The organism is Lysinibacillus sp. TE18511, assembly GCF_054062295.1.
The window spans coordinates 55,520-79,916 of record NZ_JBSSFD010000007.1 but is presented as its reverse complement, the minus strand read 5'-3'; the positions used below and the strand labels follow the sequence as shown (position 1 = coordinate 79,916).

General features: G+C 37.9%; 33 protein-coding genes, 1 pseudogene, 1 riboswitch and 1 other annotated feature (1 of these 36 only partly in view). Of the genes and pseudogenes, 22 read left to right on the top strand and 12 right to left on the bottom strand.

The features are described 5' to 3' along the window. Window positions 1–6: a binding site (T-box leader), on the bottom strand (it extends 195 nt beyond the left edge of the window). A gap of 75 nt (window positions 7–81) precedes the next feature. Then, entirely contained in the window at window positions 82–564 is a 483-nt protein-coding gene (locus ACVWXS_RS07610) for a QueT transporter family protein (RefSeq protein WP_368636097.1), read from the bottom strand. Between the two features lie 8 nt (window positions 565–572). Continuing rightward, window positions 573–617, bottom strand: a riboswitch (PreQ1 riboswitch). 236 nt (window positions 618–853) lie between these two features. Next, a complete protein-coding gene (locus ACVWXS_RS07605) occupies window positions 854–1,972 on the bottom strand; it encodes a hypothetical protein (RefSeq protein WP_456957323.1) in 1,119 nt (372 codons plus the stop codon). 471 nt (window positions 1,973–2,443) lie between these two features. Here ACVWXS_RS07605 and ACVWXS_RS07600 point away from each other — a divergent pair, with 471 nt between their 5' ends. The 5 genes from ACVWXS_RS07600 to ACVWXS_RS07580 all read left to right on the top strand — a co-directional run bounded on the left by ACVWXS_RS07600 (window position 2,444) and on the right by ACVWXS_RS07580 (window position 6,808). Continuing rightward, on the top strand, window positions 2,444–3,466 hold the full coding sequence (locus tag ACVWXS_RS07600) for an ABC transporter substrate-binding protein (RefSeq protein ID WP_456957321.1): 1,023 nt from the start codon (window positions 2,444–2,446) through the stop codon (window positions 3,464–3,466). A 221-nt stretch (window positions 3,467–3,687) separates the two neighbouring features. Then, window positions 3,688–3,840: a hypothetical protein gene (locus ACVWXS_RS07595; protein WP_456957319.1), complete on the top strand. Its 153-nt coding sequence runs from the start codon at window positions 3,688–3,690 to the stop codon at window positions 3,838–3,840. Window positions 3,841–3,930: 90 nt separating this feature from the next. Then, window positions 3,931–4,959, top strand: coding sequence for an ABC transporter permease (locus ACVWXS_RS07590; RefSeq protein ID WP_368636100.1), 1,029 nt, complete (start codon window positions 3,931–3,933; stop codon window positions 4,957–4,959). After that, window positions 4,952–5,749, top strand: coding sequence for an ABC transporter ATP-binding protein (locus ACVWXS_RS07585; protein WP_374963963.1), 798 nt, complete (start codon window positions 4,952–4,954; stop codon window positions 5,747–5,749). Before ACVWXS_RS07590 ends, ACVWXS_RS07585 begins: the two co-directional genes overlap by 8 nt. Window positions 5,750–5,848: 99 nt before the next feature. Continuing rightward, window positions 5,849–6,808, top strand: a complete 960-nt coding sequence (locus tag ACVWXS_RS07580; RefSeq protein WP_456957316.1) for a nuclease-related domain-containing protein — start codon at window positions 5,849–5,851, stop codon at window positions 6,806–6,808. 221 nt (window positions 6,809–7,029) lie between these two features. Here ACVWXS_RS07580 and ilvA read toward each other — a convergent pair whose 3' ends face one another. Continuing rightward, window positions 7,030–8,292: a threonine ammonia-lyase IlvA gene (gene ilvA / locus ACVWXS_RS07575; RefSeq protein ID WP_456957314.1), complete on the bottom strand. Its 1,263-nt coding sequence runs from the start codon at window positions 8,290–8,292 to the stop codon at window positions 7,030–7,032. Between the two features lie 232 nt (window positions 8,293–8,524). Here ilvA and ACVWXS_RS07570 point away from each other — a divergent pair, with 232 nt between their 5' ends. Beyond that, on the top strand, window positions 8,525–9,268 hold the full coding sequence (locus ACVWXS_RS07570; protein WP_456957312.1) for a TerC family protein: 744 nt from the start codon (window positions 8,525–8,527) through the stop codon (window positions 9,266–9,268). Between the two features lie 130 nt (window positions 9,269–9,398). Here the strand turns inward: ACVWXS_RS07570 and ACVWXS_RS07565 are convergent, their stop codons facing one another. The 3 genes from ACVWXS_RS07565 to ACVWXS_RS07555 all read right to left on the bottom strand — a co-directional run bounded on the left by ACVWXS_RS07565 (window position 9,399) and on the right by ACVWXS_RS07555 (window position 10,782). After that, the gene (locus ACVWXS_RS07565) at window positions 9,399–9,551 is read right to left on the bottom strand and encodes a hypothetical protein (RefSeq protein WP_456957310.1); all 153 of its coding nucleotides are present in this window, start codon (window positions 9,549–9,551) and stop codon (window positions 9,399–9,401) included. A gap of 177 nt (window positions 9,552–9,728) precedes the next feature. Further along, window positions 9,729–10,418: a bacillithiol biosynthesis deacetylase BshB2 gene (gene bshB2 / locus ACVWXS_RS07560; RefSeq protein WP_368636106.1), complete on the bottom strand. Its 690-nt coding sequence runs from the start codon at window positions 10,416–10,418 to the stop codon at window positions 9,729–9,731. 13 nt (window positions 10,419–10,431) lie between these two features. Continuing rightward, window positions 10,432–10,782, bottom strand: coding sequence for a YojF family protein (locus ACVWXS_RS07555; RefSeq protein WP_053484519.1), 351 nt, complete (start codon window positions 10,780–10,782; stop codon window positions 10,432–10,434). A gap of 282 nt (window positions 10,783–11,064) precedes the next feature. Here ACVWXS_RS07555 and exaC point away from each other — a divergent pair, with 282 nt between their 5' ends. Beyond that, complete coding sequence (gene exaC / locus ACVWXS_RS07550) at window positions 11,065–12,585, top strand: acetaldehyde dehydrogenase ExaC (RefSeq protein WP_374963957.1); 1,521 nt, start codon at window positions 11,065–11,067, stop codon at window positions 12,583–12,585. Window positions 12,586–12,606: 21 nt separating this feature from the next. Beyond that, window positions 12,607–12,969, top strand: a complete 363-nt coding sequence (locus ACVWXS_RS07545; protein ID WP_456957307.1) for a DUF779 domain-containing protein — start codon at window positions 12,607–12,609, stop codon at window positions 12,967–12,969. Between the two features lie 360 nt (window positions 12,970–13,329). Here ACVWXS_RS07545 and ACVWXS_RS07540 read toward each other — a convergent pair whose 3' ends face one another. Next, complete coding sequence (locus ACVWXS_RS07540; protein ID WP_374963956.1) at window positions 13,330–13,611, bottom strand: hypothetical protein; 282 nt, start codon at window positions 13,609–13,611, stop codon at window positions 13,330–13,332. A 118-nt stretch (window positions 13,612–13,729) separates the two neighbouring features. On the opposite strand from ACVWXS_RS07540, the gene ACVWXS_RS07535 reads away from it, so the two are divergent. Both ACVWXS_RS07535 and ACVWXS_RS07530 read left to right on the top strand, forming a co-directional pair. Continuing rightward, window positions 13,730–14,119, top strand: coding sequence for an N-acetylmuramoyl-L-alanine amidase (locus tag ACVWXS_RS07535; protein WP_456957431.1), 390 nt, complete (start codon window positions 13,730–13,732; stop codon window positions 14,117–14,119). Then, window positions 14,103–14,252, top strand: coding sequence for a hypothetical protein (locus tag ACVWXS_RS07530; protein WP_456957305.1), 150 nt, complete (start codon window positions 14,103–14,105; stop codon window positions 14,250–14,252). The genes ACVWXS_RS07535 and ACVWXS_RS07530 overlap by 17 nt, the downstream gene beginning before the upstream one ends. A 47-nt stretch (window positions 14,253–14,299) precedes the next feature. On the opposite strand, the gene ACVWXS_RS07525 is transcribed toward ACVWXS_RS07530, so the two are convergent. Beyond that, on the bottom strand, window positions 14,300–14,533 hold the full coding sequence (locus ACVWXS_RS07525) for a hypothetical protein (RefSeq protein ID WP_456957303.1): 234 nt from the start codon (window positions 14,531–14,533) through the stop codon (window positions 14,300–14,302). Window positions 14,534–14,695: 162 nt separating this feature from the next. Here ACVWXS_RS07525 and ACVWXS_RS07520 point away from each other — a divergent pair, with 162 nt between their 5' ends. Then, on the top strand, window positions 14,696–15,145 hold the full coding sequence (locus tag ACVWXS_RS07520) for an HTH domain-containing protein (protein ID WP_456957301.1): 450 nt from the start codon (window positions 14,696–14,698) through the stop codon (window positions 15,143–15,145). Window positions 15,146–15,448: 303 nt separating this feature from the next. Then, a complete protein-coding gene (locus ACVWXS_RS07515) occupies window positions 15,449–15,895 on the top strand; it encodes an acyl-CoA thioesterase (protein ID WP_456957299.1) in 447 nt (148 codons plus the stop codon). Between the two features lie 48 nt (window positions 15,896–15,943). Here the strand turns inward: ACVWXS_RS07515 and thiD are convergent, their stop codons facing one another. Next, entirely contained in the window at window positions 15,944–16,774 is an 831-nt protein-coding gene (thiD, locus tag ACVWXS_RS07510) for a bifunctional hydroxymethylpyrimidine kinase/phosphomethylpyrimidine kinase (RefSeq protein ID WP_368636111.1), read from the bottom strand. A 282-nt stretch (window positions 16,775–17,056) separates the two neighbouring features. Between thiD and ACVWXS_RS07505 the strand changes: the two genes are divergently transcribed. From ACVWXS_RS07505 to ACVWXS_RS07480, 6 genes are all read left to right on the top strand, one after another. After that, on the top strand, window positions 17,057–17,734 hold the full coding sequence (locus tag ACVWXS_RS07505; RefSeq protein ID WP_456957297.1) for a uracil-DNA glycosylase: 678 nt from the start codon (window positions 17,057–17,059) through the stop codon (window positions 17,732–17,734). Between the two features lie 76 nt (window positions 17,735–17,810). After that, window positions 17,811–17,990, top strand: a complete 180-nt coding sequence (locus tag ACVWXS_RS07500) for a uracil-DNA glycosylase (protein ID WP_068985233.1) — start codon at window positions 17,811–17,813, stop codon at window positions 17,988–17,990. Continuing rightward, window positions 17,987–18,253, top strand: a complete 267-nt coding sequence (locus ACVWXS_RS07495) for a YwdI family protein (RefSeq protein WP_423491189.1) — start codon at window positions 17,987–17,989, stop codon at window positions 18,251–18,253. The genes ACVWXS_RS07500 and ACVWXS_RS07495 overlap by 4 nt, the downstream gene beginning before the upstream one ends. Window positions 18,254–18,379: 126 nt before the next feature. Further along, the gene (locus tag ACVWXS_RS07490; RefSeq protein ID WP_456957294.1) at window positions 18,380–18,511 is read left to right on the top strand and encodes a hypothetical protein; all 132 of its coding nucleotides are present in this window, start codon (window positions 18,380–18,382) and stop codon (window positions 18,509–18,511) included. Window positions 18,512–18,645: 134 nt separating this feature from the next. Then, entirely contained in the window at window positions 18,646–19,026 is a 381-nt protein-coding gene (locus ACVWXS_RS07485; RefSeq protein WP_368636114.1) for a DUF423 domain-containing protein, read from the top strand. A gap of 240 nt (window positions 19,027–19,266) precedes the next feature. Further along, the gene (locus ACVWXS_RS07480; RefSeq protein WP_456957292.1) at window positions 19,267–20,445 is read left to right on the top strand and encodes a M20 family metallopeptidase; all 1,179 of its coding nucleotides are present in this window, start codon (window positions 19,267–19,269) and stop codon (window positions 20,443–20,445) included. Between the two features lie 113 nt (window positions 20,446–20,558). On the opposite strand, the gene gerQ is transcribed toward ACVWXS_RS07480, so the two are convergent. After that, window positions 20,559–20,897: a spore coat protein GerQ gene (gene gerQ / locus ACVWXS_RS07475; protein WP_368636116.1), complete on the bottom strand. Its 339-nt coding sequence runs from the start codon at window positions 20,895–20,897 to the stop codon at window positions 20,559–20,561. 21 nt (window positions 20,898–20,918) lie between these two features. After that, a pseudogene (locus ACVWXS_RS07470) lies at window positions 20,919–21,327 on the bottom strand (cell wall hydrolase). Window positions 21,328–21,399: 72 nt separating this feature from the next. Between ACVWXS_RS07470 and ACVWXS_RS07465 the strand changes: the two are divergent. From ACVWXS_RS07465 to ACVWXS_RS07455, 3 genes are all read left to right on the top strand, one after another. Continuing rightward, window positions 21,400–21,561: a hypothetical protein gene (locus tag ACVWXS_RS07465; protein ID WP_456957290.1), complete on the top strand. Its 162-nt coding sequence runs from the start codon at window positions 21,400–21,402 to the stop codon at window positions 21,559–21,561. Between the two features lie 373 nt (window positions 21,562–21,934). Then, a complete protein-coding gene (locus ACVWXS_RS07460) occupies window positions 21,935–22,105 on the top strand; it encodes a hypothetical protein (protein ID WP_223554434.1) in 171 nt (56 codons plus the stop codon). A gap of 285 nt (window positions 22,106–22,390) precedes the next feature. Continuing rightward, entirely contained in the window at window positions 22,391–22,573 is a 183-nt protein-coding gene (locus ACVWXS_RS07455; RefSeq protein WP_068985238.1) for a hypothetical protein, read from the top strand. A gap of 56 nt (window positions 22,574–22,629) precedes the next feature. Here ACVWXS_RS07455 and hemQ read toward each other — a convergent pair whose 3' ends face one another. Beyond that, window positions 22,630–23,379 carry a hydrogen peroxide-dependent heme synthase gene (gene hemQ / locus ACVWXS_RS07450; RefSeq protein WP_068985239.1) on the bottom strand — a complete coding sequence of 250 codons (750 nt, stop codon included), beginning with the start codon at window positions 23,377–23,379 and terminating at the stop codon, window positions 22,630–22,632. A gap of 157 nt (window positions 23,380–23,536) precedes the next feature. Between hemQ and ACVWXS_RS07445 the strand changes: the two genes are divergently transcribed. Next, window positions 23,537–24,370: a lipoate--protein ligase family protein gene (locus tag ACVWXS_RS07445; protein WP_456957287.1), complete on the top strand. Its 834-nt coding sequence runs from the start codon at window positions 23,537–23,539 to the stop codon at window positions 24,368–24,370. Window positions 24,371–24,397: the final 27 nt, after the last annotated feature.

Genomic DNA, 24,397 nt, shown 5'->3' with positions numbered 1-24,397 from the left:
ATTATATTGAAAAGAATTGTAAAATATTTTCAGAATATTGTCAAGATATTAAAAAAGACGAATCTAAAAAAGATCCGTCTTTTAAATCAAATTTTTGAAGTTTAAGCGTTTATTCAATAGATACATAATAGGTGCACCGACCGCTAAGACAACAAATTCACCTGCAGCAACAGTTAACCATGTCCAGAAGAATGGTAGCTCTAAAGCTAAGTTCAATTCAAAGGCAATGATGAACATTGTGCATGTAAATAACAATGTATTAATGATTAAACGTGCCCAAATATTTTTGACAAATTTACAAATAAGAATGAACAGTCCAAGTGTAATCATCGAATGCCCTACACCGAAAACTAAATCGTAGACGCCCAGTGGTGAAAATATATTAGAGATAAATACACCAATAATAATCCCGACGGCAAAGCGTGGATTAAAGGCAACTAGATGATTGAACATTTCAGATACGCGGAACTGCACCTCTGTAAAGCCAAATGGCGTGACTAGCAATGTAACAGCAATGTAGAGCGCTGCAATAATGCCACTCGTTGCTAAAAATTTTATTTTCATCTATTTATTTCTCCTTAGTTTTTTTGCGTGGGATGGTTACGAACCACGTAAAGCAAAGGCAATCATATCAATGTTTATGCTAGTTTGTAAAGGGTCATGTGTAAAACTAAAATGCTTATTGTTGTGCTAACATCTGCATAACTGAGATTTCTGAAATATATTATATTGAAATACTTAATCCTGTAGCAGTTGTGTTAATAAAAAATCTAGGACCCACGTAAGAAAAGAAAGAGGCTAATCCCATAAATCATTTTTCAATGACGTTTAGGATTAGCCCGAAAACCTTTACTTATTTATGCTGTGTAAGGTAAACTTTGCCGTTTATTGTTACTTTAGAAGCTGAGATTAGAATTTCTTTATTTGCTTCATAATATGGATTTAAAATGTTGTCGATAGCAACCCATTTTTCACTAGATTTTTCATAGTCACCTTTTTTATCAAGAGCTGTTGCTTCTTCATAAAGCTTTTTTAATTGCGCTTTATCTTTTGCTTTGATTTCAAAATCAAAGTTAGACATGTAATCTTCAAAGCTAAGTGGCTTCATGTAAGGATTAATCATTTCATTGAATTCATTCCATAGCTTTTCAGATAATTGATCATTTTTATCAGCATCTGCTTTTTGAGCATCTTTATAAACCGCTTTTAGTTTCGGTAAAGCTTCAGTCGGAATATCTACTTCCATATCTGAAATGTATTCTTCAAATGGTACTGGTGGATATAATGCATCTAGGTAAGGTTGAAGAACCTTCTGAAATTCATCAAATTTTGTTTGTGCTGCTTCTTCTTTACCAGATTTCTCTAGTTTTATCCACTGTTGATAAATATCTTTCAGCTGCTTTTTATCTTTTTCTTTAATAACTATATTTTTTTCACCAAATCCATACTCTTCCATGAACTCTTCGAAGGATACAGGTACCCAGCTAGCTAAAATATACGGCTTTGTGATTTGATCCATTTCAAGATTAATTTTATCTACTTCTTCATATTTCTCTTCTTTTTCTAACTTCTTCATTTGATTAAACAATTTTTCTAATTTAGCCAAATCAACTTTTGTTATTTCTTTAGGTAAGTCTTTTTTATAGACGTTAAACGTGTAGAAATCTGAATAATCTTGTACTAAGCTACCTTCTACAGAGATTTCTTGACCTTCTACTAACTTCATTTTTTCTAATTGCTCATCTGAAAAATTCTGAATTCCGATATAATAATTTTTACCGTCTTTTCCTTTGATTGTGATGCTATCTCCGTAAACACTTTTAATCGTTCCTTTAATTTGTTGCTCAGCTTGAACAGTTATTTGGTTTGTTGTTTTTGCTGTTGTTGCCTCAGCTTGATGTGGCGTGAAGACAGCCATCCCTATTGTTAGTGCTGATACAATCATCCAAGATTTTTTTATTGTTTTTTTCATATTAATTTCTCCTTTAATTTTAATGATTTAATTTTCTAATGATTAGACGTCTTTCGAATTATAAAAAGTTAGCTAAAATTAGAAAAAATTTTTAACTGCTTTCAGTAAATTTTTTAGTAACGTAAGTGCAACGGCAGTTACAAAAGGTTTTTTGTACCGAAAGCATAGCGGTAGGTACAGAAGTTTCCCACCTCTTGGAGTATTTTTACCTTCACTCCCTAATACTTCGCGAAATTGTCAAAAAATTTTTTGTTATGTTAGGAAAAGCAATCAATTTGTAAAAACAGCGTAGTTTAGCGGTTTAAAGCGACAAATTGAATAAAAAACTGAAATATTATGTCAATTATAAAAGTCAGAACATTCATAATGTTGTTGACGAACCTCGATAATAACGATAATATAGCGATACGTTCACACTTTGTTTGGATGAAGTGTGATAAATATCAGAGATAATAATCGGGGGGATTATTTGTGAAATGCAATTTAAAAAAGCTTTCGTTCCTGTTATTTGGGTTAGTCTTAATGCTTGCTGCTTGTGGTAGTGGTGGCTCTAGTTCATCTGATTCAAAAGGAAAAGAAACGAATAATGCAAGTGAGAGCGGCAATGCAGATGACAAAACATATAAAATCGGGATCACTCAAATTGTTGAGCACCCATCTTTAAATGCTGCCACTGAAGGGTTCAAAAAAGCAATTGAAGACTCAGGCTTAAAAGTTGAGTACGATTCGCAAATAGCGCAAGGGGATAACAGTCTTAATACAACGATTGCAAACAATCTAGTAAGTGCAAACGTAGATTTAATATTTGCTAACTCTACGCCGTCTGCACAAGCGGCAGCGACAGCAACTAGCGATATTCCAATTATCTTTACTTCTGTAACAGATGCTGTTGGCGCACAGCTCATTGATTCTATGGAGAAGCCAGGAAAAAATGTAACAGGTACGATCGATTTACATCCTGATACTATTTCAAAGACAGTGGCTTTCTTAAAGGAACTTGGTGCCAAAAACGTTGGTATGGTCTACAACGCTGGTGAGCAAAACTCAGTAGCACAAGTAAAAGAAGTGAAAAAAGTTATGGGCGAGCAAGGCCTAACAATTGTTGAGGCATCTGCGGCAACTTCTGCGGAAGTAAAACAGGCAACTGAATCATTAATCGGTAAAGTAGATGCATTCTATATTATTACTGATAATACAGTAGTTTCTGCTTTAGAATCTGTTATTGATGTAGCGAATGCTAATAAATTGCCACTTATTGTAGGGGAGCTTGACTCTGTTGAACGTGGTGGCTTAGCTGCATATGGTTTTGAATATTTCGACATCGGTTACGAGGCAGGTCAAATGGCTGTGAAGATTCTAAAAGGAGAAGCAACACCTGCTGATATGCCAGCACAATACCCACAAAACTTAAAACTAGTAATCAATAAAAAAGTAGCGGATGATTTAGAAATCGAAATTAAAGATTCTTGGGGTGCAGAGCTTTTAGAAAAGTAATGGACTGATATGGTCATCTGATCAAGCAAAGCGGGGGAGAACTAAACTGCCCCCGCTTTATCTTCTTTTAGAGTGAAAAGTTTAAAGAGTTTTTATGATTCATAGAAATACCTAAGGGTTTAGCACGACGTCATGTGATAACCCTTTGACCTATATCCATGAGCTCATCATCGAAAGTTGGGATGATATTTATTAAAACGTATTCCATGTATATTAGTTGATTGGAGTGGAGACTGGGCGACTCCTTGGGGATTAGCGTCACAGATGAGACCCTGGAGCGAGCAACGCGAGTGAAGCGGCTCATCGGACGCCCCCAGGAAAGCGCCCAGTCGGAACGGAAATCAACCTTACTTTATGATGATGAGCCAATTTAACATGTTGAGCTCCATTATTTTGGGAATGGGGCACAAGTAAGAATTTTTAATAAAAATTAGTTTAAGAAATGATTAGGAGATGATTCAACTATGTTTTTAGCAATGTTTGGCGCAGTGGAGCAAGGAATCATCTATGCAATTATGGCACTTGGTGTGTATTTAACATTCCGCGTGTTAGATTTTCCGGATTTAACGGTTGATGGAAGCTTTGTAACAGGGGCGGCTACAGCGGCGACGATGGTTCTGCTTGGCTACCACCCGATGTTAGCGACTTTAGTGGCAATTGTTGCTGGATTTATTGCTGGATGTATGACAGGGATTCTTCACACAAAAGGGAAAATTAACCCACTATTATCGGGGATTTTAATGATGATTGCTTTGTATTCTATTAACCTACGAATCATGGGGTTAACTGCAGAAAATACGATAGGTCGTCCGAATATTCCACTATTGAACTCAGAGACTATATTTTCAAAGTTTCAAGCATTTTGGAGTAATTTAGGTATCGATGCTGCGATCAATAACCTATTAACAAGCATCGGCATTCAGCAAGTTCCGTCTACATGGAGTACGTTGATTGTAGTATTAATCATCACGATTTTAATTAAGGTAATAGCAGACTGGTTCTTAAAAACTGAGGTCGGACTGGCTATTCGAGCAACTGGTGATAATAAGCGTATGATTCGTAGCTTTTCAGCAAATACAGATACACTTATTATTCTAGGGCTAGGACTTTCTAACGCACTTGTCGCATTTTCTGGAGCTTTAATCGCACAGTATTCGAAGTTCTCAGATGTAAGTATGGGGATTGGGATGATTGTGATCGGTCTTGCTTCTGTTATTATCGGTGAAGCAATCTTTGGTACAAAAACGATTATGCGCACAACTTTTGCTGTCATTGCGGGGGCTATTATTTACCGTATCATTTTAGCATTAGCATTACGTGTTGAATTCCTTGATTCGGGAGATATGAAATTAATAACAGCTATCATTGTTATTTTAGCGTTGGTTTTACCTCAATTTGTTAGTAAAAGTAAGGAACGAAAACGAAAGGTGAAGCGTGCAGCAGAGCGTGCACAAGTAAATGCAGTAGAGCAAGGAGGGAATGGCCTTGCTTAAATTACACGGCATTAATAAAGTTTTTAATGAAGGTACGCCTGACGAAAAAGTCGCACTTGCTGAAATTAATTTGCATTTAAAGTCAGGTGACTTTGTGACAATCATTGGTAGTAATGGTGCCGGTAAGTCGACCATGATGAATATGATTTCAGGTGCCTTAACGCCAGATTTCGGCTCGGTTTTAATTGATGGGAACGAGGTTACGGCTTTACCAGAATACAAGCGTTCTCACTATATCGGTCGTGTGTTTCAGGACCCAATGGCTGGTACAGCGCCAACAATGACGATTGAGGAAAACTTAGCGTTAGCTTACTCGCGTAATAAGAGTAGAGGATTGCGTATTGGTGTTGATAAAAAGCGTCGAGAATTTTTCAAGGAATCGTTGGAGATGTTGGGTCTAAATCTAGAAAATCGCCTATCTGCAAAGGTCGGCTTACTTTCTGGTGGGGAACGTCAAGCGCTGTCTTTATTAATGGCAACGTTCACGAAGCCATCGATTTTATTACTAGATGAGCATACGGCGGCACTTGACCCATCTCGTGCAGAGTTAATTACACGCATTACGAAATATTTAGTTGAGAAAGATAGCTTAACAACATTAATGGTCACGCACAATATGCAACAGGCATTAGATTTAGGTAACCGACTGATTATGATGGATAAAGGTCAAATCATTTTAGAAGTTGGCGAGGATCGTAAGCATGAATTGACTATTCCAGATTTAATGGCAGAGTTCGAACGTATCCGCGGTGAGAAAATGAACTCAGACCGTGCGTTATTAGGATCATGATGACGAAACGCTCATACATAGGTATGGGCGTTTTTTCTGCTGAAAGTTGGGTGGTAAATCGATAAAGTGCATTATAATCTAGCTAAAGGAGGTGAAAGTATGCTACTGAAAAAGCGGGAAGTCTCATCGAAGCAACGGGTGTTAGAAATGGTTGAGAGGCGGTTACCGAAATCTCACGCTAAGTATGATTATTTTCAAGAAATGCTAAGGAGAACAAGGGCAGGGTACGCTGGTGAGCAAAGAGTAGATAAAGAATGGCAAGAGATCTATTTGCAGCATGCGCATTATTTATTGCATGATGTTCAGCTTAAAGTTGAAGGTGGATTAATACATCAAATGGATACATTATTCATGTCGCAAAATTTTGTTTTAATAGTAGAAATCAAAAATATTGCTGGGCGTGTTGATTATATGGAAGATAACCATCAATTTATTAGAGTTACCTCTGATGGAAGAGTAGATGGTTTTCGTAATCCATTCGATCAGGTGAAGCGACATGCCAGGTTTTTGCATCGATTATTTCAAATGAGTGGGCATCATCTACCTATTGAAACTATAGTCGTTTCTGCAAATCCAAGTATGATTATGTCACCCACTTTCTTGTCACAGCCAATTATTCATGTAAGTGGCTTGGCTGAAAGGGTAGAGCAACTGTTCCAGCAACATCAACAAGTCTATCTAAGTGAAAATGATTTGAGAGAACTATCAACGCATATTCTAAAGATGCACACACCAACTCAATGGACCCTAGATATTAAAGTGGATGAATTGAAGAAGGGTGCACTATGCTCGCATTGTCATTTTGACCATGTCCTACGTTACACTCATGGGAAATGGCGTTGTAGCAATTGCCAATCGATTGATAATCAATCAATGTTACTCGCATTACATGATTTTCGATTAATGGTGGGCAACAATATAAAAAATGCTCAATTTCGTGATTTTTTTGATATTGACTCAGAGAAAGCAGCTTATCATTTATTGAAAAAGCTAAAATTTGAAGCGATAGGTGAAAATAAAAACAGGGAATATGTAATTCCTACCAATTTGTTGGAATAAATGTAAGCGGCGCAAACTATCGGTGCGGTCAGATAGTGTCGCTTGTAAGGTAGATGTCGATATTTATAAAAAGTTGGTCGATAAAATGCTGAAAAGTCTCGATAAACGAGAGAAAAGTCTCGATAAACAAGAGAAAAGTTTCGATAAACCCCAAAATTGTTTCGATAAACCTCTCATCCCCGCAAAAAAGCCACACTCACATAGAAGTGTGACTCTTTATTTTAGACTAGTAAGCCGAATAGTTGAATGTCGTTGTTTACTTCTTTGTATTTGAAGCCAAATTCATTCATGCGTGCTAGTAAACCTTCGTAGTCGTCACGATTACCAAGTTCAATGCCGACTAAGGCAGGACCACTTTCTTTATTGTTTTTCTTTGTATATTCGAAAGTTGTAATGTCATCATTTGGTCCGACAACACTTGTTAGGAATTGGCGAAGTGCGCCTGCACGCTGTGGGAAGTTTACGATGAAGTAATAGAGTAAGCCTTCATGAATTAAAGATTTTTCTTTAATCTCCTGCATACGCCCGATGTCATTATTACCACCGCTAATGATGATAACGACTGATTTGCCTTTAATTTCTTCCTTATAATAGTCGAGTGCTGCAACTGATAATGCCCCAGCAGGCTCTGCGATAATGGCATGTTTATTATAAAGATCTAAAATCGTTGTACATACTTTTCCTTCTGGTACTAGTACGATGTCGTCTAAATAGCGACGACAAACATCATATGTGTGATGGCCGACGCATTTCACGGCGGCACCATCTACGAACTTGTCAATCCAATTAAGTGCCACTGCACCACCTTCTGAAAATGCAGCCTTCATACTACCCGCCCCAGCAGGCTCTACACCGATAATTTTGCTAGTAGGGGAAAGGTTTTTCACGTAGGCAGAAACACCTGACATTAAGCCGCCGCCACCGATACTACCAAATAGGTAGTCGATTGGTTCCTCCATGTCATTCATAATTTCAACGGCAACCGTTCCTTGGCCAGCGATGACATCAAAATCGTCAAATGGATGGATAAAGATTTTATTGTGTTCTTCGCAGTAAGCGAATGCACTTTCTGCAGAATCATCAAACGTATCGCCCGCTAAAATAATTTCCACATAATCGCGACCAAACATACGCACTTGATCGATTTTTTGCTTAGGTGTTGTTTGGGGCATAAAAATACTTGCTTGAATTTTCAGTTGAGCACAGGCGTAAGCAACACCTTGAGCATGGTTGCCTGCACTTGCACAAACAACACCGGCGTGGCGAGCCTCTTCTTCAATTTTTTTAATCTTATAATAGGCACCACGAAGTTTAAATGAGCGTACATGCTGTAAATCTTCGCGTTTAAAATAAATGCTAGCTCCGTATTTCTCAGATAAATAATCATTTTTTTGTAGCGGCGTGTGCACCACTACGTCTTTTAAAAAATGATGTGCAATTAAGATATTTTCTACTTGCACAGTTTTAGTGTCAGCAGCTTCCATAGTATACATCCTCCGTTATACGTTAAAACATTTATCTATGATAGCACATTTTATAAGTTTTTTGTCATTAATTTTTAGTAAATTCTAAATTTTCGGTGTCTATTTTAACTTCTTTCAGTGGGTGTCCAAACATTCAAGGATTTTTGTAGAAATAAAGGAACGCCCATTTCTTCATAACGAAAATGGTCAAGCATATACTAGAGTACTTTAGGACAAGTAGGAGGGTATGTAATTGGAAATCATTCAAGGAATTCTATCTACATACATTCAATTTTTCGATTGGGAAATGTGGAAAGAAATTTTATCAGACCCCGTATCTTGGGGGTTAATATCAACACTCATCATTATTGAAGGTTTACTGTCAGCAGATAATGCACTCGTCTTGGCAGTACTGGTCAAACATTTACCAGACAAGCAACGTAAACGTGCGTTAATGTATGGTATGTTGGGTGCTTACTTTTTCCGATTTTTGTTTATCGGAATAGGCGTTTATTTAGTAGATTTTTGGTTTATTAAATTGTTAGGAGCTTTGTATTTAGGTTGGCTTTGTATCGCCCATTTCTTGCGAATTGGGGCAGAGGATAGTGTCAAGGAAGTCAAAAAATCAGGGATAATGGTTCGTGTTTTTGGGACATTTTGGGCGACTGTCATTTCAGTAGAGCTAATGGATATTGCCTTTTCAATTGACGCGATTTTTGCCGCATTTGCAATTTCTAATCAAATTTGGATCTTACTAATAGGGGGGATGCTAGGGATTTTAATGATGAGAACCATTGCAGGCTTATTTTTAATCATGATTGAAAAAATACCAGAACTAGAGGCGGCGGCATTTATTATTATCGGCATTATAGCGCTGAAAATGCTAGTTAGTATCATTGGTGTTCACGTTCCACACTATATGTTCTTTGTCGTGCTAATTATTGTATTTTCTATAACTTTCTTTGTTCATATTTTAAAGAAATTAAAAGTCGCTTAAATCAATTATGCCTCGGCATAATTGCGTCTGGAATCGGCTTTGTGCTTGCACAAAGAACTCCTTTCCGATTCCGTGACATCCGCCGGAGGCCATAACTTCTTTCAGCGGATGTTTGGACACCTGCTGAAAATTAACTTAAACCCGTTTTCATCTCATCACCTATAGAGGTGGGAGACTTCTGTACCTGTCGCTTTACTTTCGCTACCAAAACACTTGTACCTGCCGCTTCGCTTTCGATCAAAAGACACCCGCTGAAAGAAGTTAAAAACGGTTCTGTTCTCATTAAAAAAGAGGACAGAACCGTTTTGTTTTTATCAAGGAAACTATGGATTTTTTTGCTAGTGGAACCTAAAGCATAGTCGTCTAGGCTAAAGCGCTACATCTTTGAGTTCGCTTCGATCTCTCGGGCAAAAGTGGTGGAGCATTTACTTTTGCATCGGGCTCTCCAGCGCATTTGTTCTTATTTTACATATTGGTCAGGGTTGACGATGTAGAACTTTTCAACATTTAACCAGCTTTCGCTCATTGGTTCACCGTTATCGATGCGTTTTTCTGTTTCTTGCATCATCCAAGCTGTTTGGGATGCATGTGCTTGTAATGCTTTAATTTTATCCGTCTTCATTTCACGAATATCGACGACAATATGGGGCTCTCCATTTTTTTCGATGGTATCATTGGCAAAGGCACATCCATATACTTGAGGACGTGCAGCTTTTGGCATACGGCGGACAGCCTCAACTACGGCACGTGCTGTTGCTTCATGGTCTGGATGGACTGCAAAGCCAGGTAAGAATGTAATGATAAGAGAAGGTGATAACTCTTCTATTAAACCTTCAACAAGCTTTACCATTTTTTCATCGTCTTCAAATTCAATCGTTTTATCACGGAAACCAAGCATACGTAAATCTTGTATTCCCATAGCCTCTGCAGCTGCAATAAGCTCCTTACGTCGAATTTCTGGTAAGGATTCACGCGTAGCAAAAGGCGGATTTCCTAAATTACGGCCCATTTCCCCTAAAGTTAAACAGGCATATGTAACAGGAGTATTCATTTTCTTTGTATAGTAGGCAATCGTTCCAGCAACTGAAAAAGCCTCATCATCTGGGTGAGGGTAAACAATCAAAATGTGACGTTGTGGCTCTAAATTCAAATAGTCGTCCTCCTTAATACGTAAATGGCGTTTCACTAATTTCTAGTGCGATCGCCAATTTACCAGAGTAGTCTAGTCCAGCCATTAATAAACGGCCTAAATCATCTAATTCGAAATGTGTGATGCCTTGAGCATAAACCCAACCATGCGCCATTTTTAATCCGACACGATGGGGTGAATCATCTACCACTTTAGCAAGCTCATAGTTGATTTTGGCATTGCGAATAAAAGCACCTGCATTAAAAAATTTCTCATCAAAATGTGCTGCATAAGAACCGTTCGTCGTCTCAAGATGAATATAAACGTCTTTGTTGGCGAAAGAATTTAATAATTCCTGCAACGTTTTTACTTGTACTTCTTGCACCTTAACACTCCTCTCGATTATTTCTCCTTTAAGTATAGTTAAAAAAGATGACAAAGGGAAATCGAAAGGCTTTGGTGCCGACCCAATCATAAATGTTATTAACGGAATACGGAAATTTCTTTATTTTAAAAAAACTATTTTCTACTATTATTAGGGTTAATTACTTGAAAAAACTATTTTGATGTATCAATATAGGACACATGAAACAGATTAATATAAATTGAATTGTGTCGTTATAATTTGTATGCGGTTTCATAAATAAAATATGGGGAGATTGATACTATGATTTATGCAAATCCTAATACTCCGGGTGCAGTAGTAAATTTCAAAGAAAAATATGATAACTTTATCGGTGGCGAATGGGTTTCTCCAGTAAAAGGTCAATACTTTGAAAATAAAACACCAGTAACAGGTCAAGTTTTCACAAAAGTAGCTCGTTCAACAGTTGAAGATATTGAGCTTGCTCTTGATGCAGCACACGCAGCAAAAGATGCATGGGGTAAAACAAGCGCAACTGAGCGTGCATCTATTTTAAATAAAATCGCAGATCGTATTGAAGAAAACTTAGAAATGATTGCTGTTGCAGAAACATGGGATAATGGTAAAGCAGTTCGCGAAACTTTAAACGCAGATATTCCTTTAGCGATTGATCACTTCCGTTATTTTGCAGGTGTTATCCGTGCACAAGAAGGACGTACAACACAATTAGATAACGACACTGTTGCATACCACTTCCAAGAGCCACTAGGTGTAGTTGGCCAAATCATTCCTTGGAACTTCCCAATCTTAATGGCTGCTTGGAAAATTGCTCCTGCACTTGCAGCAGGTAACTGTATCGTGATGAAACCAGCTGAGCAAACGCCAGTTTCATTATTAGTGTTAATTGAAACAATTCAAGACATCCTACCAAAAGGCGTACTTAACATTGTAAACGGCTTTGGTGTTGAAGTTGGTAAACCACTTGCAACGAACAAAAGAATTGCAAAAGTTGCTTTTACTGGTTCAACAGCTGTTGGTCGCCAAATTATGCAATATGCAACTGAAAATATTATTCCTGTAACGTTAGAGCTAGGTGGTAAATCACCAAACGTATTCTTTGAGGACGTAATGGCTTCAGATGATGAATATTTAAATAAAGCAATTGAGGGCTTTGTGATGTTCGCATTAAACTCAGGTGAAATTTGTACTTGTCCTTCACGTGCACTTGTTCAAGAATCCATTTACGATAAATTCATTGAACTTGCATTAGAACGCGTAAAAGCTATTAAAATTGGTAATCCATTAGATACAGAAGTCATGATGGGGGCTCAAGCTTCTAACGAACAAAAACAAAAAATCCTTTCTTACCTAAAACTTGGTAAAGAAGAAGGTGCTGAGTGCTTAATAGGCGGAGAAGAAAATATTCTTGAAGGCGACCTTGCAGGAGGTAACTACATTAAACCAACAGTTTTCAAAGGTCACAATAAAATGCGTATCTTCCAAGAAGAAATCTTTGGTCCAGTGCTTGGCGTGACTACATTCAAAGATTTCGATGAAGCAATGGAAATTGCAAATGATACAGAATATGGTTTAGGTGCTGGTGTTTGGTCACGTTCTGGTGACATTGCTTACCGTGCAGGTCGAGCTATTCAAGCTGGTCGTGTTTGGACAAACACTTATCATCAATATCCAGCGGGTGCTGCATTTGGTGGGTTCAAACTTTCTGGTATCGGTCGTGAAAACCACGCAATGATGTTAGATCACTACCAACAAACTAAATGTCTTTTAGTAAGCTACAAAAAAGAAGCACAAGGATTTTTCTAATACCAAGGGATGAATAACAACATGGCAGAACGAGTTATTGCAACAAAAGAGGGTTTAAATTTGATAGAGCTAATTAAGAGTAGGCATGGCGCTATCATGTTTTATCAATCTGGAGGTTGCTGTGATGGCTCTGCACCGATGTGTTATGTAGAAGGAGATTTTAAAATTGGTGAAAACGATATCTATCTTGGTACAATAGGTGACGTTCCTTTTTACATTCATAGAGCGCAATATGAATATTTTAAGCATACGCAATTGATTATTCATGCGATTGAGGGCAGAGGTACAAGTTTTTCTTTAGATAGTGTTGAAAATATGCATTTCATTACAAACTCTAGAGTATTCACAACAGAAGAGTATGAAGAAGTAATAAAGCTCTTTTAATTGATTGCATTTATTAATCTATTAAGATTTTTAAGCAATATTCTTGAAAAAATTATCGTAATGTATCAATATAATGAGTGTGAAAACAAACTTGTACAAAATGTGTTATTTTGTATTGTATACGGTTTCACAAATGAAAAGATACTGCGACCATGATTTCTTCCTAAACTGACAGTTAAGCAGCATGTAATGTTAAAGGGAATTTTAAACTACGTAATAACGAATTCTATCTTGGTACAATAGATGACGTCCCTTTGACATTGAGATGTGTAGCTGTGACAAGGGAAGAAGACGGAAAGATCATTATCATAGTATAGTAAAAAAGCCGCGATTCTCTTTTATGACGGAGAATCGCGGCTTTTAATATCGGTTGAGCTTTCGTTCTATGGATTCTAAGCGATTGTTGACATTCTGTAGTTGTTTATACATTTGTTTAAATTGTAGATTTTGATCCTGTGCTTGTGAAGATTTTTCTTGAGCCAATTCCTCTTCCTCCTGGAATGCTAATATCGTGGCGAGGGTTGATAATGAATAACCGAGTGTTAAAACAATTGATGAAATTACTTCTACTTTTGAAGCGGTTAGTTCTCCAGAGAGTAATCCTCGCTCTTCTTTTAATTCTTCAGGTTTTTGCTTTTTCATTTTGCTCCCTCCCATATAAAGCTAATATATGGTTTATGGAGTAGTAGCGAATCTTGTCCAATACTTTTTAGCAGTAACATATTACGAGGATAAAGTTTCAAAAAATCAAACGTAAAATATTAATCATTTAGTTGCTCATCATAATAAAGACACTAATGGCTTTATTGTATCTGGTCACTTAAATGCTTCTGCGGGTATCGTTGAAAAAAGTATCGGTGCAGAAGTTTTGTATTATGACCAAGTAGGAGTTGCTCAAAAAGTTGTAAATGCTATTTGTGAATCAAGTAGCATGACAAACCGTGGAGCGAAAAAACGTACCGATTTAGGTGTGTTAGCTCGCACATATGATCCAGCTATTTTAATTGAGTTTGGCTTTGTTAATAGCAGAAAAGATGTCGAACTGATGGACAAACACTTTGAAACCATTTGCCAAGTAGTAGCTAGAGAATTAGCAGCACACAAATACAACGTGGAATCCGTGTTCATCGGCTATGAAAACAGAAGCTGAAAACTATATCACACAGGCAGTAAAGGATGGTATTATTCAGTCTTCACATTTGAAGGATTTACAAAGTGGGGTAATGACAACTGATCGTATGTTAGGTTTGTGTATCACGATTCAACAAAGACGTAGTAAATAGAAAATTAAAGGTCTGAACCAGTTAGTATCAGGCTCAGACCTTTAATTTTATTTTCCTGTATACTTCCACTGTAGACGTGCTCCACCAATATTGTAACCATAATCACCAGTTGTAGTAACAGCACCAGATAATGTTGAACGGTATGCATGACCAACATATTTAGTAATATTAATAGATCCACTTTTACCGGAAATATCCGTTCTGCCTAGTGAAAAACCACTAGAGATATCCGTTGTTGCTATCGTTCCGCTAAAAGACTTGAATTTATATCCTTTGCTCATAACAACTTCCCACGAAATTTTATTTGTATTTACATCTACCCAAAAATTAGCTTTTGCAATTTCTTTCTTTTTTTCGAAAATTGAAAATGGTGCAATTAGTATATAATATTATATTGATACAATAAATATTTCCAACCAAAATAAAGCAAGGAGTGTAATATAATGGATGAATCCCGATATTATACAGAAATATCTTTTCTAACTAATTCACCAACTCAATCTGATTACCTTAGGGAGCAATTTCAAGAATTAATTCAAAAATTTAATTTAAAGTTTCAACAACTCTCTAAAATGTTTGATATGCCCATAAATGAGATAGAAAATTTAATGAAAGGTTCAATTGACATTACAGACCAAAAATTCGAAGAGATTGAGTATAAATTAACAATGTTGAATTTTGGTTTTGAAGGTTTTGATGCAAAAGAAAGAGTAAAAGTAATATTGAATACTTTGTTAACTGAATACGAGTTAACGATGGAAAACTTGTCTAAAATTATTAATGTAGAAGAAAAAGAACTTATAGATTTTAAGGAAGATCAAATACTAGAAAAAACTATAGAAGTAAAGATAGGTGTGAATATCATCATGCTTAATTTTGTTTTACATAAATAATACTCAAGCCTAGGTACTTAATTAATTTTGAGCCTGGGCTTTTCTAGTTATAAATAAAAAGTCACTCATTTTGTAAAATTGAGTGACTTGTTTAATTAAATTTAGATATATTTCTCTACCTACCTGCCCATCGGTATTTTATTTTTTCTTATTAATGTTCCCCACAAAGTTCCCCAAATGTATTCTTTTGTTTTCTTTTGTTTTCTTACATAGATATTCACGATAATTAAAAAATAGCGTAAACATTAGTTTTATAAAGGGTTTCATAAAATCTATTCTGTAGTTTTCCGAACCTATCCATATATGAGTGATATCGATCAGGTAGCCTCAATCTCAGCTGCTAAGCATAGTCGTAGAGATTGTGTGACAGCTTCAACGGATTCTGTCGACTTCCTGCATCCAATTCGCCCGACTGATTCTGTATACTTCGAATCTTATGTAACATGGACAGGGACGTCTTCAATGGAGGTTTTCGTAAAGGTCATTGCTGAAAATTTGAAAACGGGGGAACGCAAGGTAGCAGCGACAGCATTAATAACCTTTGTCGCATTAGATGAAAATAATAAACCAGCCCCAGTTCCACGCGTCATTCCTGAAACAGTAGAGGAGGCAAAGCTACATGAAACTGCATCTGAACGAGCGAAGGTCCGTGCAGAGCGTAAAAAGGAAAGTAAGGCATTGGCTCAATTCATTTCGATGAATGATCCATGGGATTATCGGCTCGAAATGATGGAGAACGCTTATATGTAAGAGAGGCATCTGATTAGTATCGTTTTACTAATCAGATGCCTTTTATGTTTAGATTTCTGTCACTGTTACTTGTGGTGCGCCAAATCGAGATTTTGCACCGTGCATAACTGGTCCTACATAGTCATTTAACGCCCAACCGTGAGCGATTGCAGCGGAAACGAATTCTTTCGCTTCGATAACAGCTTCTTTCACGGAAAGCCCGTTAGCAAGGTTTGCTGTCACTGAAGCAGCAAATGTACAGCCAGCCCCATGGTTATAAGTAGAAGCGACTTTTTCAGATTCTAATAAGTAGAATTTTTCACCGTCGAAGAATAAGTCGGTTGCTTTTTCAGTAGCTAACGCTTTTCCGCCTTTAATCACAATAGCTTTAGCACCTAGTTCATGAATTTTACGAGCTGCCGTTTTCATCTCTTCAATTGTGTTTGGAGTTCCAGTTCCAGCTAATTGTCCAGCCTCAAACAGGTTTGGTGTTGTCACTGCAGCCAATGGTAAAAGATGTTGAATCATCGCATCTGTGTTACCAGGATTCAATACTTCATCTTCTCCTTTACATACCATTACAGGGTCAATGACAACATTTGGCGTACCGGATTTTGAGATGGCATCACCAGCAATACGAATGATTTCTTCCGTTGACAGCATACCAGTTTTTATTGCGTCAATGCCTGTTGAAAGAGCAGTATCGATTTGCTTTTGTAAAAGCTCTGTTGGCAATGGTGTTACATTATGTGCCCAACCGTTTGGCTCCATTGTTACAACAACCGTTAATGCCACCATGCCATAAGTGCCGTGTTCTTGGAATGTTTTAAGATCAGCTTGCATACCTGCGCCGCCTGATGTATCGGAACCAGCAATTGTTAAAGTTTTTTTAAGAGCCATGATGATAGATCTCCTTTATAGATAAAAGTTTTAAAATTACCATCTAGTATAGACTTATTCTGATTCTGTAAAAATAGTCAGAATAAGATATTTTTACAAGGTCAGTTTTAACTTCTTTCAGTAGGTGTCCAACCATCCGCTGTCGCTTCGCTTTCGCGCAAAAAACAACGTGTTGGCCTAAAGCCTCAGAACGCAATTATGCTGGGGTGTAATTGATCTGATGCTTGAATTCGACATTATTTTTTTGTACCGTTGTAAGAAGAGAAAGGGGCTTATATTAAGATGAAACAAGTATTTATGAATGATTGGCAAGCAATACTTGCAGATGAATTAGACAAAACTTACTATAAAGAGCTGCGTCAATTTGTAGCACATGAATATTCAACACAAACTATTTATCCACCAATGAATGACATCATGAATGCATTTAATACAACAGCTTATCATGATGTAAAGGTCGTAATTTTAGGCCAGGACCCATATCATGGACCCCATCAAGCACACGGATTAAGTTTTTCAGTCATGCCAGGAATCAAACATCCACCAAGCTTGCGAAATATGCTGCAAGAGTTACAGGAGGATCTTGGTTGTTCAATCCCTCAAAACGGTACATTAACAAAATGGTCACAGCAAGGTGTAATGTTATTGAATACAGTATTAACAGTTCGAGCAGGTCAGGCCCATTCTCATAAAGAGCAAGGGTGGGAGCAATTTACGGATGCTGTTATTGATAAATTAGCCTCAAGAGAAAAACCGATTATTTTTGTACTTTGGGGCAAACCAGCACAGCGGAAAAAATCAATCATCCGTAATTATTCAACACCTCATGCCATTTTAGAAGCACCTCACCCAAGTCCTCTTAGTGCCTATCGAGGTTTTTTTGGCAGTAAACCGTATTCGAAAATAAATGCACAGCTAGTACAATGGGGAGAGCAGCCAATTGATTGGTCTCTAGCGTAGATTGGCACAAATCGTTTACTTTATACACTTATAGATTCATGTTACAGTTAATAATAGAAGAAAGTGAGGGGCAACGATGAAGGTAAATTGTTTCAAATGTCAATATTTTAAAGTAACATGGGACCCACAAACGCCACGGGCCTGTGTAGCATATGGCTTTAAAACAAAGCAAATACCATCCGTTGTGGTTAAACAATCCTCGGGCACGGACTGTCTAAAATTTGTGCCAAAAGCAGAAAGTGGGAGAATGCAATGATTCCTTATCAAGCCGTTATTCAACAACTTGAAAAACAATTATCGGGTGTAAAAAATACGGGGAACGAACAGCAAATTCGCGAAGCTTTAACAGCAATCCGAGCATTATGTGATGTGGTATTAGACTCACCTGATGGCATTTCGAAAGCGCAGTCAAAACATTTGCCACAAATGCTAGTATCAGAGCCGAAGCAATCAAGTTTATACACAGCAAAAATTGAAGAAGAAGACGGGGCAAATGGCGATTCAATTTTTGACTTTTAATTATCTTCATTCAGCGAAGACTCCCACCTCTGAAGGTGGCTAGATGAATGCGGATATGGTTCCTTTTCAGTTGGTGTCCCAACGCCTACTGAAATAGGGGAACTCAGTCTAAGAACGCCACGTCCTGTGGCAATTTATCTGTGCGAAAGCGAAGCGACAGCAACAAGGTTTTATCTGTGCGAAAGCGAAGCGACAGCAACAAGGTTTTATCTGTGCGAAAGCGAAGCGACAGCAACAACAACAACAACACACGACTAAGGGAACGACATCACGTTGGCCCAAAGCCTCCGGCGGATGTCACGGATTTTGAAAGGAATGAATTGTGCAGGCACAATTCAAAATCCGGACGCAATTACGCCGAGACGAAATTGATTAAAGGTAGGGGGAATGACATGAAAAAATTTATTGTGACAGGTGCACTCCACGGCTTTTTGGCAGTGGCATTAGGTGCATTCGGTGCACATGCTTTAGAAGGAGTTCTAGACGATTATGGGCGTGGGGTTTGGGAAACAGCTGTTCAGTACCAAATGTTTCATGCCACTGCTTTACTAGTCGTTGGCTTATTGATGAGCTCCAAACTACTAGGAGAGGTAAAGCAGTTAAATTTAGCTGGAATCTTTTTCAACCTCGGTATTGTCTTCTTTTCAGGAAGCTTATATGTACTGGCAATCAGTGGCATTAAAGTCCTAGGCGCAGTCACACCAATTGGTGGAGTACTATTTTTAGCTGGATGGGTTTTAATCATAGTGTCTGCCATTAAACATGCTCGTTAATAAAATTTAGATGAACGTACTCCTTCACCGTTATATGTGAGGGAGTTTTTTGTTGGTAGTTGCAACAGCTAGTGACAATGCTCCAATATGAAAAAAGCTCGGATATAAAAAGAATTTATACGGTTTCTCCACAATATAATTTCTAGAGAATAATAGTTTTAATTCCTATTTTTATTGTAAGAATTTATAGTACACTGTTATTACCAGAAGAGTTCGACAAATAGAGAGAGGTTTAGTGATATGGAGAAGCTATATACATTACTAGATAATAACTATGATGAAATGGTTGCGATTCGTCGACATCTACATGAATATCCGGAATTATCCTTTGAGGAAGTAGAAACACCAGCTTATGTAGCTGCTTTTCATCGTGCTTTAGGACATGAAGTTCGTGAGCATGTAGGAAAGCGTGGGGTAGTCGCAACATTACATGGTGGGAAACCAGGAAAAACAGTAGCATTGCGAGCTGATTTTGATGCGTTAGCGATACAGGAAGAAAATGATGTTCCTTATAGGTCAAAAATTGATGGTAAAATGCATGCATGTGGACACGATGGTCATACCGCGACTTTACTTGGGCTGGCTAAGGCACTCAATGCAATGAAGGATGATCTTGCAGGTAATGTAGTATTTATCCATCAGCATGCGGAAGAAATTGCACCAGGTGGAGCAAAGCCGATGATTGAAGATGGCTGTCTAGACGGGGTAGACGTTATTTTCGGTACACATTTATGGGCACCAACACCATTGGGAGATATTTTGGTTAGAGATGGAGCAATTATGGCTGCTGCGGATAAAGTGGAAATCATGATTCAAGGTAAAGGTGGTCATGGTGCGGAGCCGCATCATTCTATTGATGCTGTTGCTCTTGCTTCACAGTTTGTTGTCAATGCTCAGCAGCTTATATCTAGACGCATTGATCCATTAAAATCAGCGGTTTTAACAATTGGCCATTTTGAGGCGATTAACCCTTTCAATGTTATTGCTGAACGAGTTGTGCTAGCGGGAACGGTGCGTACTTTTGAGGAGCAAGTACGTAGACAGATGGAGAAAGAGATTGAAGCTGTACTAAATGCCACTTGTCTAGCTTTTGGTGCAAGCTATGAATATCGTTATACAAGAGGCTATCCCCCTGTTTACAATCATATGAAAGAAACAGAATTTATTGCTCGACTTGCAGCAGATGTACCAGGAGTGGAAAATATAATAACGTGTCCACCGTTTATGATAGGTGAGGACTTTGCGTATTATTTAGAGAATGTACCTGGTACATTTTTCTTCACAGGTGCCAAAAAGCCTGAGTGGGAAGTGGCATATCCTCATCATCATGCACGCTTTGACTTTGATGAACGTGCAATGTTGATTGCTGCCAAAACATTAGGAAAAGCAACATTGCAGTATTTACAAGAAAAACAATAGTAAGCTCCCATGAACGTTCTATATGGCTTGAACTTACAATAAAAATTGGCATGCTAGGACGTATCCTAACATGCCAATTTTTCCCTTACCCGTGGGAAGCGGTGTGAAATATATTACGGATTTTGATTAAAATAAACCATTTCCTCATCATATTCAGCAAAATCAAAGTAAATCATCGGGAATAGGAAACGGTGATTTGATTTGAGTTCACGAAGAATAACATGATCTCGACCAGCAGCCTCTACAACACCTCGCACAACTTTTGTGTTTTTACCTTGTTCAATGGCATGCTCGAAAGAAAAATGGAAGGTACCAGGTTTTCCGCGATTCAAACGCAAAATATTTTCAATATAGGATTCCTCACGTCCAGGTGGTCGTCCGTTTTGAAGTGTTGCTGGAGGAGGAGGAGTCATTGGTTGTTGCGTTGTCGGTGTCCAATAATAAGGCATCATAAGTTATCAACCTTCTTTCTTTTAGATTTGAGGACAATCCTCTTCGGTAGGCGAGAAAAAGCAATGCACTTTGTATCTTCCCGTGTTCCACTGACCATACCATTATGCAGGACAATCTTCTTCAGGTCTGAAAAACCATAGCGAACGAGTTGTTGGATGGAACCCTTATCCTTGGATAACTCTATTTGCCAATCTAATGACTTAATCACGTGCTCGCTGATCCATAGCCTTTTGTTGTCTCTTCACAGCCCCCTTTGATGCCGAAACCGTCCGAATATCACCAAAATCTAAACAATCTGCTCGTACACGATTGACGCTAACAGTGCCGACCATCAACATACCTATTCTCCGTCGCCTTCTGCCTCAGCGCGTATAAGCCTCACGAGCAGGGCTGTTTGTGTATCCTTCTCTTTATAACGGCGATTTTTATTCCTCCTCGCAGACAGTATATGCACGATGGTATTGTAGACATGTTCAATTTTAACTTTTTTCAGCACATGTTTTGGTAGCGAAAGCAAAGCGTCAGCTACAGAAGTCTTTTGACCGAAAGCGAAGCGGCAGGTACAAGTGTTTTGGTAGCGAAAGCAAAGCGTCAGCTACAGATGTCTTTTGTACCGAAAGCGTAGCAACAGGTACAGAAGTCTTCCACTTCTATAGGTGGTAAGATGAATGCGGGTTTAAGTTACCTTTTCACTGGGTGTCCAAACACCTGCTGAAATAGAGGAACTCAGTCTAAGAACGCCACGTCCTGTGGCAACGACTGAGTGACCAACATCGTATTGGCCTAAAGTCTCCGACGGATGTCACGGAATCGGAAAGGAGTTAATAAAGGAGGTTAGTCTAAAATCATCGCATCCATGCGATAACGACTAACTGACCTGCATCGTGCATGCCTGAGCACAAAGCCGATTCAGGACGCAATTATGCCGAGGCATAATTGATTGAAAGAAATTCACATCTTAAAACTGCTAAGCATATATTAGCCATAACGAGTAGTCTGTAAAGAGGGCCAGGTTTTACATGTGAGGTGAAAAGGTATGGAGATTGGTGTGTGGGTAGGTATTTTATTGAGCGCTGTGTTGGCATTTTTGGTAGGGGATTTTTACGGACAGCCACTCCATTGGTATCTCTTTATATTAATAATCGTAGTTGGTTTTTTCATCAATACCGTTATATTAATTTTGAAAGTTAAGGATGAAAAGTCTTAAAGTACAAGACAATCATATGAAAATAAGAAAGTGTCATCGTAATGGGTGACGCTTTTTTATTGTTAAGGAAACTATGGGGTTTTTTGCCGGTGGATAACCTAGCGCATAATCGTCGTCTAGACGAAAGCGTTAGACCTCGGGTGAAAGAGGTGGCCTTCCAACGTTCTTTTTGTTAAATTTTTATGATTATATAGCTGAAGTATTTTGTTTTGCAAGTATATTGAAAATAAATTGTGACATACTAAAGTAGAAAATTACTTTTTGCTTTTAAAAAGGAGTGTTACAATGCGTATTTTTGGTATGTTTGTAGCAATTATCATAAGTGCATTTATGGCCGTTGGTATAGCAGAATACTATCATCAACCATATAATTGGTATTTAGTTTTCCTTATGATTCTAACTGGTTTTTTTATTCATACAATTATTTTAATATTGGAATCAGAGAACAGCGAAGAAAACGAATTGTAAAAAATGCGAGCCCGTTAGTCAGGACTCGCATTTTTTATATTTAAAACCGTTTTCGATTAAACAGTTAAGAATTTCGCTAGTTTTTCGTTATCAAGAAGGTTACCAACGAAGAATGCACCAAACTCACCGTAGCGAGCTGAAACTTCATCGAAACGCATTTCATATACTAATTTTTTGAATTGTAATACGTCATCGGCAAATAATGTTACGCCCCATTCGTGATCGTCAAAGCCAACAGAACCAGTAATAATTTGTTTAACTTTACCAGCATAGCCACGACCAATCATACCGTGAGAACGCATTAGAGATTTGCGGTCGTCCATTGAAAGCATATACCAGTTATCATTGCCTTGACGACGCTTATCCATTGGATAGAAGCATACATGCTTAGCACGTGGAAGTTCAGGATATAGTCGAGCACGCACATGTGGATTTTGGTATGGGTCTTCGTCTGAATCGCCAGCTAAATAGTTAGAAAGCTCTACAACAGATACATAAGAATATGTAGGGATTGTAAAATCAGCAATCGCTAATTTATTAAATTCAGCTTCAAGCTCTTGTAGCTCATCCATTGTTTCACGTAATGTCATAATCATAAAGTCAGCTTTTTGACCAACGATTGCGTAAAAAGCATGAGCACCAGTTTTAGCGATATCAGCCTCGTTTAATTTTTCTAAATAAGCAATGAATTCTTCTACTGCTGCTTGACGTTCTTCAGCAGAAACTAGTTTCCATGAAGCCCAGTCGATTGAGCGGAAATCATGCAAAGCGTACCAACCATCTAAAGTAATTGCTGCTTCATTCATTATTTAAAACACTCCTTTATAAGTGAATACCATTTGAATTTTAGTTTATCATAGTTTGTACAAAATCCCTATGTTCATGATTGCATTTCACGAATTTGACACCTTCCGTAGATAATGTATGCTAAAGAGAAGAGATGTAAATAGAGGAGCACCAATCATGAAAAGTATATTACAACAGCCAATTTGGCGTTTTTACGATCAATCCATTAGTGCAAAGCAAAGATCGCCACTTGAATCCTTTGCAACAGATGATACATTATGTCAGCTAGTTGGACAATTAGCCTCTCCGCCAACTATTCGTACTTGGGTGCATGATGCATCTGTTGTGCTTGGTATTCAGGATCACCGTTTACCATATGTGCAGCAGGGGATGGACTTGCTTAAAACACGTGGTTATCATCCTATAGTACGCAATTCAGGCGGATTAGCAGTTGTCCTTGATGAAGGTGTACTGAATATTTCTGTTGTTTTATCTGAACAAACGGAAACGCTAAGCATTGATGATGGCTATGAGGTAATGGTAGATTTAGTAAAGGGATTATTCCCTGAAGTAGCGGATCAAATTGAAGCCTATGAGATTGTAGGTTCCTATTGCCCGGGCTCCTATGATTTAAGTATTGAAGGAAAGAAATTTGCTGGTATTTCTCAGAGACGTTTACGCCAAGGAGTAGCCGTGCAAATTTATTTATGTATTGAAGGTAGCGGTTCAGATCGAGCTGCACTCATTCGTGACTTTTATGAGGAAAGTCTAAAGGGAGAAGAAACCAAATTTACGTACCCTAACATTGTCCCTGATGTGATGGCGTCACTATCCGAACTTATGGATGCATCATTAACAGTGGAAGATGTTGTGATTCGTTTACAGCAGCTTCTTCACAATATGGCTGAAGAAATTCGTTTTGAGTCTTTTGGTGGTGAAGAACTGACGTCATATGCATTCTATTTACAACGTGTTTTAGAACGCAATATGAGAATGCTCGAACCGAAATAATAGATTACAACGACCAAAGAAAAAGCG

Bases quoted from the DNA above. Each gene is read 5' to 3' on its own strand.
- ACVWXS_RS07610 (WP_368636097.1), bottom strand. From the start codon at position 564: ATGAAAATAAAATTTTTAGCAACGAGTGGCATTATTGCAGCGCTCTAC.
- ACVWXS_RS07605 (WP_456957323.1), bottom strand. From the start codon at position 1,972: ATGAAAAAAACAATAAAAAAATCTTGGATGATTGTATCAGCACTAACA.
- ACVWXS_RS07590 (WP_368636100.1), top strand. From the start codon at position 3,931: ATGTTTTTAGCAATGTTTGGCGCAGTGGAGCAAGGAATCATCTATGCA.
- ACVWXS_RS07580 (WP_456957316.1), top strand. From the start codon at position 5,849: ATGCTACTGAAAAAGCGGGAAGTCTCATCGAAGCAACGGGTGTTAGAA.
- ilvA (WP_456957314.1), bottom strand. From the start codon at position 8,292: ATGGAAGCTGCTGACACTAAAACTGTGCAAGTAGAAAATATCTTAATT.
- ACVWXS_RS07565 (WP_456957310.1), bottom strand. From the start codon at position 9,551: ATGAGAACAGAACCGTTTTTAACTTCTTTCAGCGGGTGTCTTTTGATC.
- exaC (WP_374963957.1), top strand. From the start codon at position 11,065: ATGATTTATGCAAATCCTAATACTCCGGGTGCAGTAGTAAATTTCAAA.
- ACVWXS_RS07545 (WP_456957307.1), top strand. From the start codon at position 12,607: ATGGCAGAACGAGTTATTGCAACAAAAGAGGGTTTAAATTTGATAGAG.
- ACVWXS_RS07540 (WP_374963956.1), bottom strand. From the start codon at position 13,611: ATGAAAAAGCAAAAACCTGAAGAATTAAAAGAAGAGCGAGGATTACTC.
- ACVWXS_RS07530 (WP_456957305.1), top strand. From the start codon at position 14,103: ATGAAAACAGAAGCTGAAAACTATATCACACAGGCAGTAAAGGATGGT.
- ACVWXS_RS07525 (WP_456957303.1), bottom strand. From the start codon at position 14,533: ATGAGCAAAGGATATAAATTCAAGTCTTTTAGCGGAACGATAGCAACA.
- ACVWXS_RS07520 (WP_456957301.1), top strand. From the start codon at position 14,696: ATGGATGAATCCCGATATTATACAGAAATATCTTTTCTAACTAATTCA.
- ACVWXS_RS07515 (WP_456957299.1), top strand. From the start codon at position 15,449: ATGAGTGATATCGATCAGGTAGCCTCAATCTCAGCTGCTAAGCATAGT.
- thiD (WP_368636111.1), bottom strand. From the start codon at position 16,774: ATGGCTCTTAAAAAAACTTTAACAATTGCTGGTTCCGATACATCAGGC.
- ACVWXS_RS07505 (WP_456957297.1), top strand. From the start codon at position 17,057: ATGAAACAAGTATTTATGAATGATTGGCAAGCAATACTTGCAGATGAA.
- ACVWXS_RS07500 (WP_068985233.1), top strand. From the start codon at position 17,811: ATGAAGGTAAATTGTTTCAAATGTCAATATTTTAAAGTAACATGGGAC.
- ACVWXS_RS07495 (WP_423491189.1), top strand. From the start codon at position 17,987: ATGATTCCTTATCAAGCCGTTATTCAACAACTTGAAAAACAATTATCG.
- ACVWXS_RS07485 (WP_368636114.1), top strand. From the start codon at position 18,646: ATGAAAAAATTTATTGTGACAGGTGCACTCCACGGCTTTTTGGCAGTG.
- ACVWXS_RS07480 (WP_456957292.1), top strand. From the start codon at position 19,267: ATGGAGAAGCTATATACATTACTAGATAATAACTATGATGAAATGGTT.
- gerQ (WP_368636116.1), bottom strand. From the start codon at position 20,897: ATGATGCCTTATTATTGGACACCGACAACGCAACAACCAATGACTCCT.
- ACVWXS_RS07460 (WP_223554434.1), top strand. From the start codon at position 21,935: ATGGAGATTGGTGTGTGGGTAGGTATTTTATTGAGCGCTGTGTTGGCA.
- ACVWXS_RS07455 (WP_068985238.1), top strand. From the start codon at position 22,391: ATGCGTATTTTTGGTATGTTTGTAGCAATTATCATAAGTGCATTTATG.
- hemQ (WP_068985239.1), bottom strand. From the start codon at position 23,379: ATGAATGAAGCAGCAATTACTTTAGATGGTTGGTACGCTTTGCATGAT.
- ACVWXS_RS07445 (WP_456957287.1), top strand. From the start codon at position 23,537: ATGAAAAGTATATTACAACAGCCAATTTGGCGTTTTTACGATCAATCC.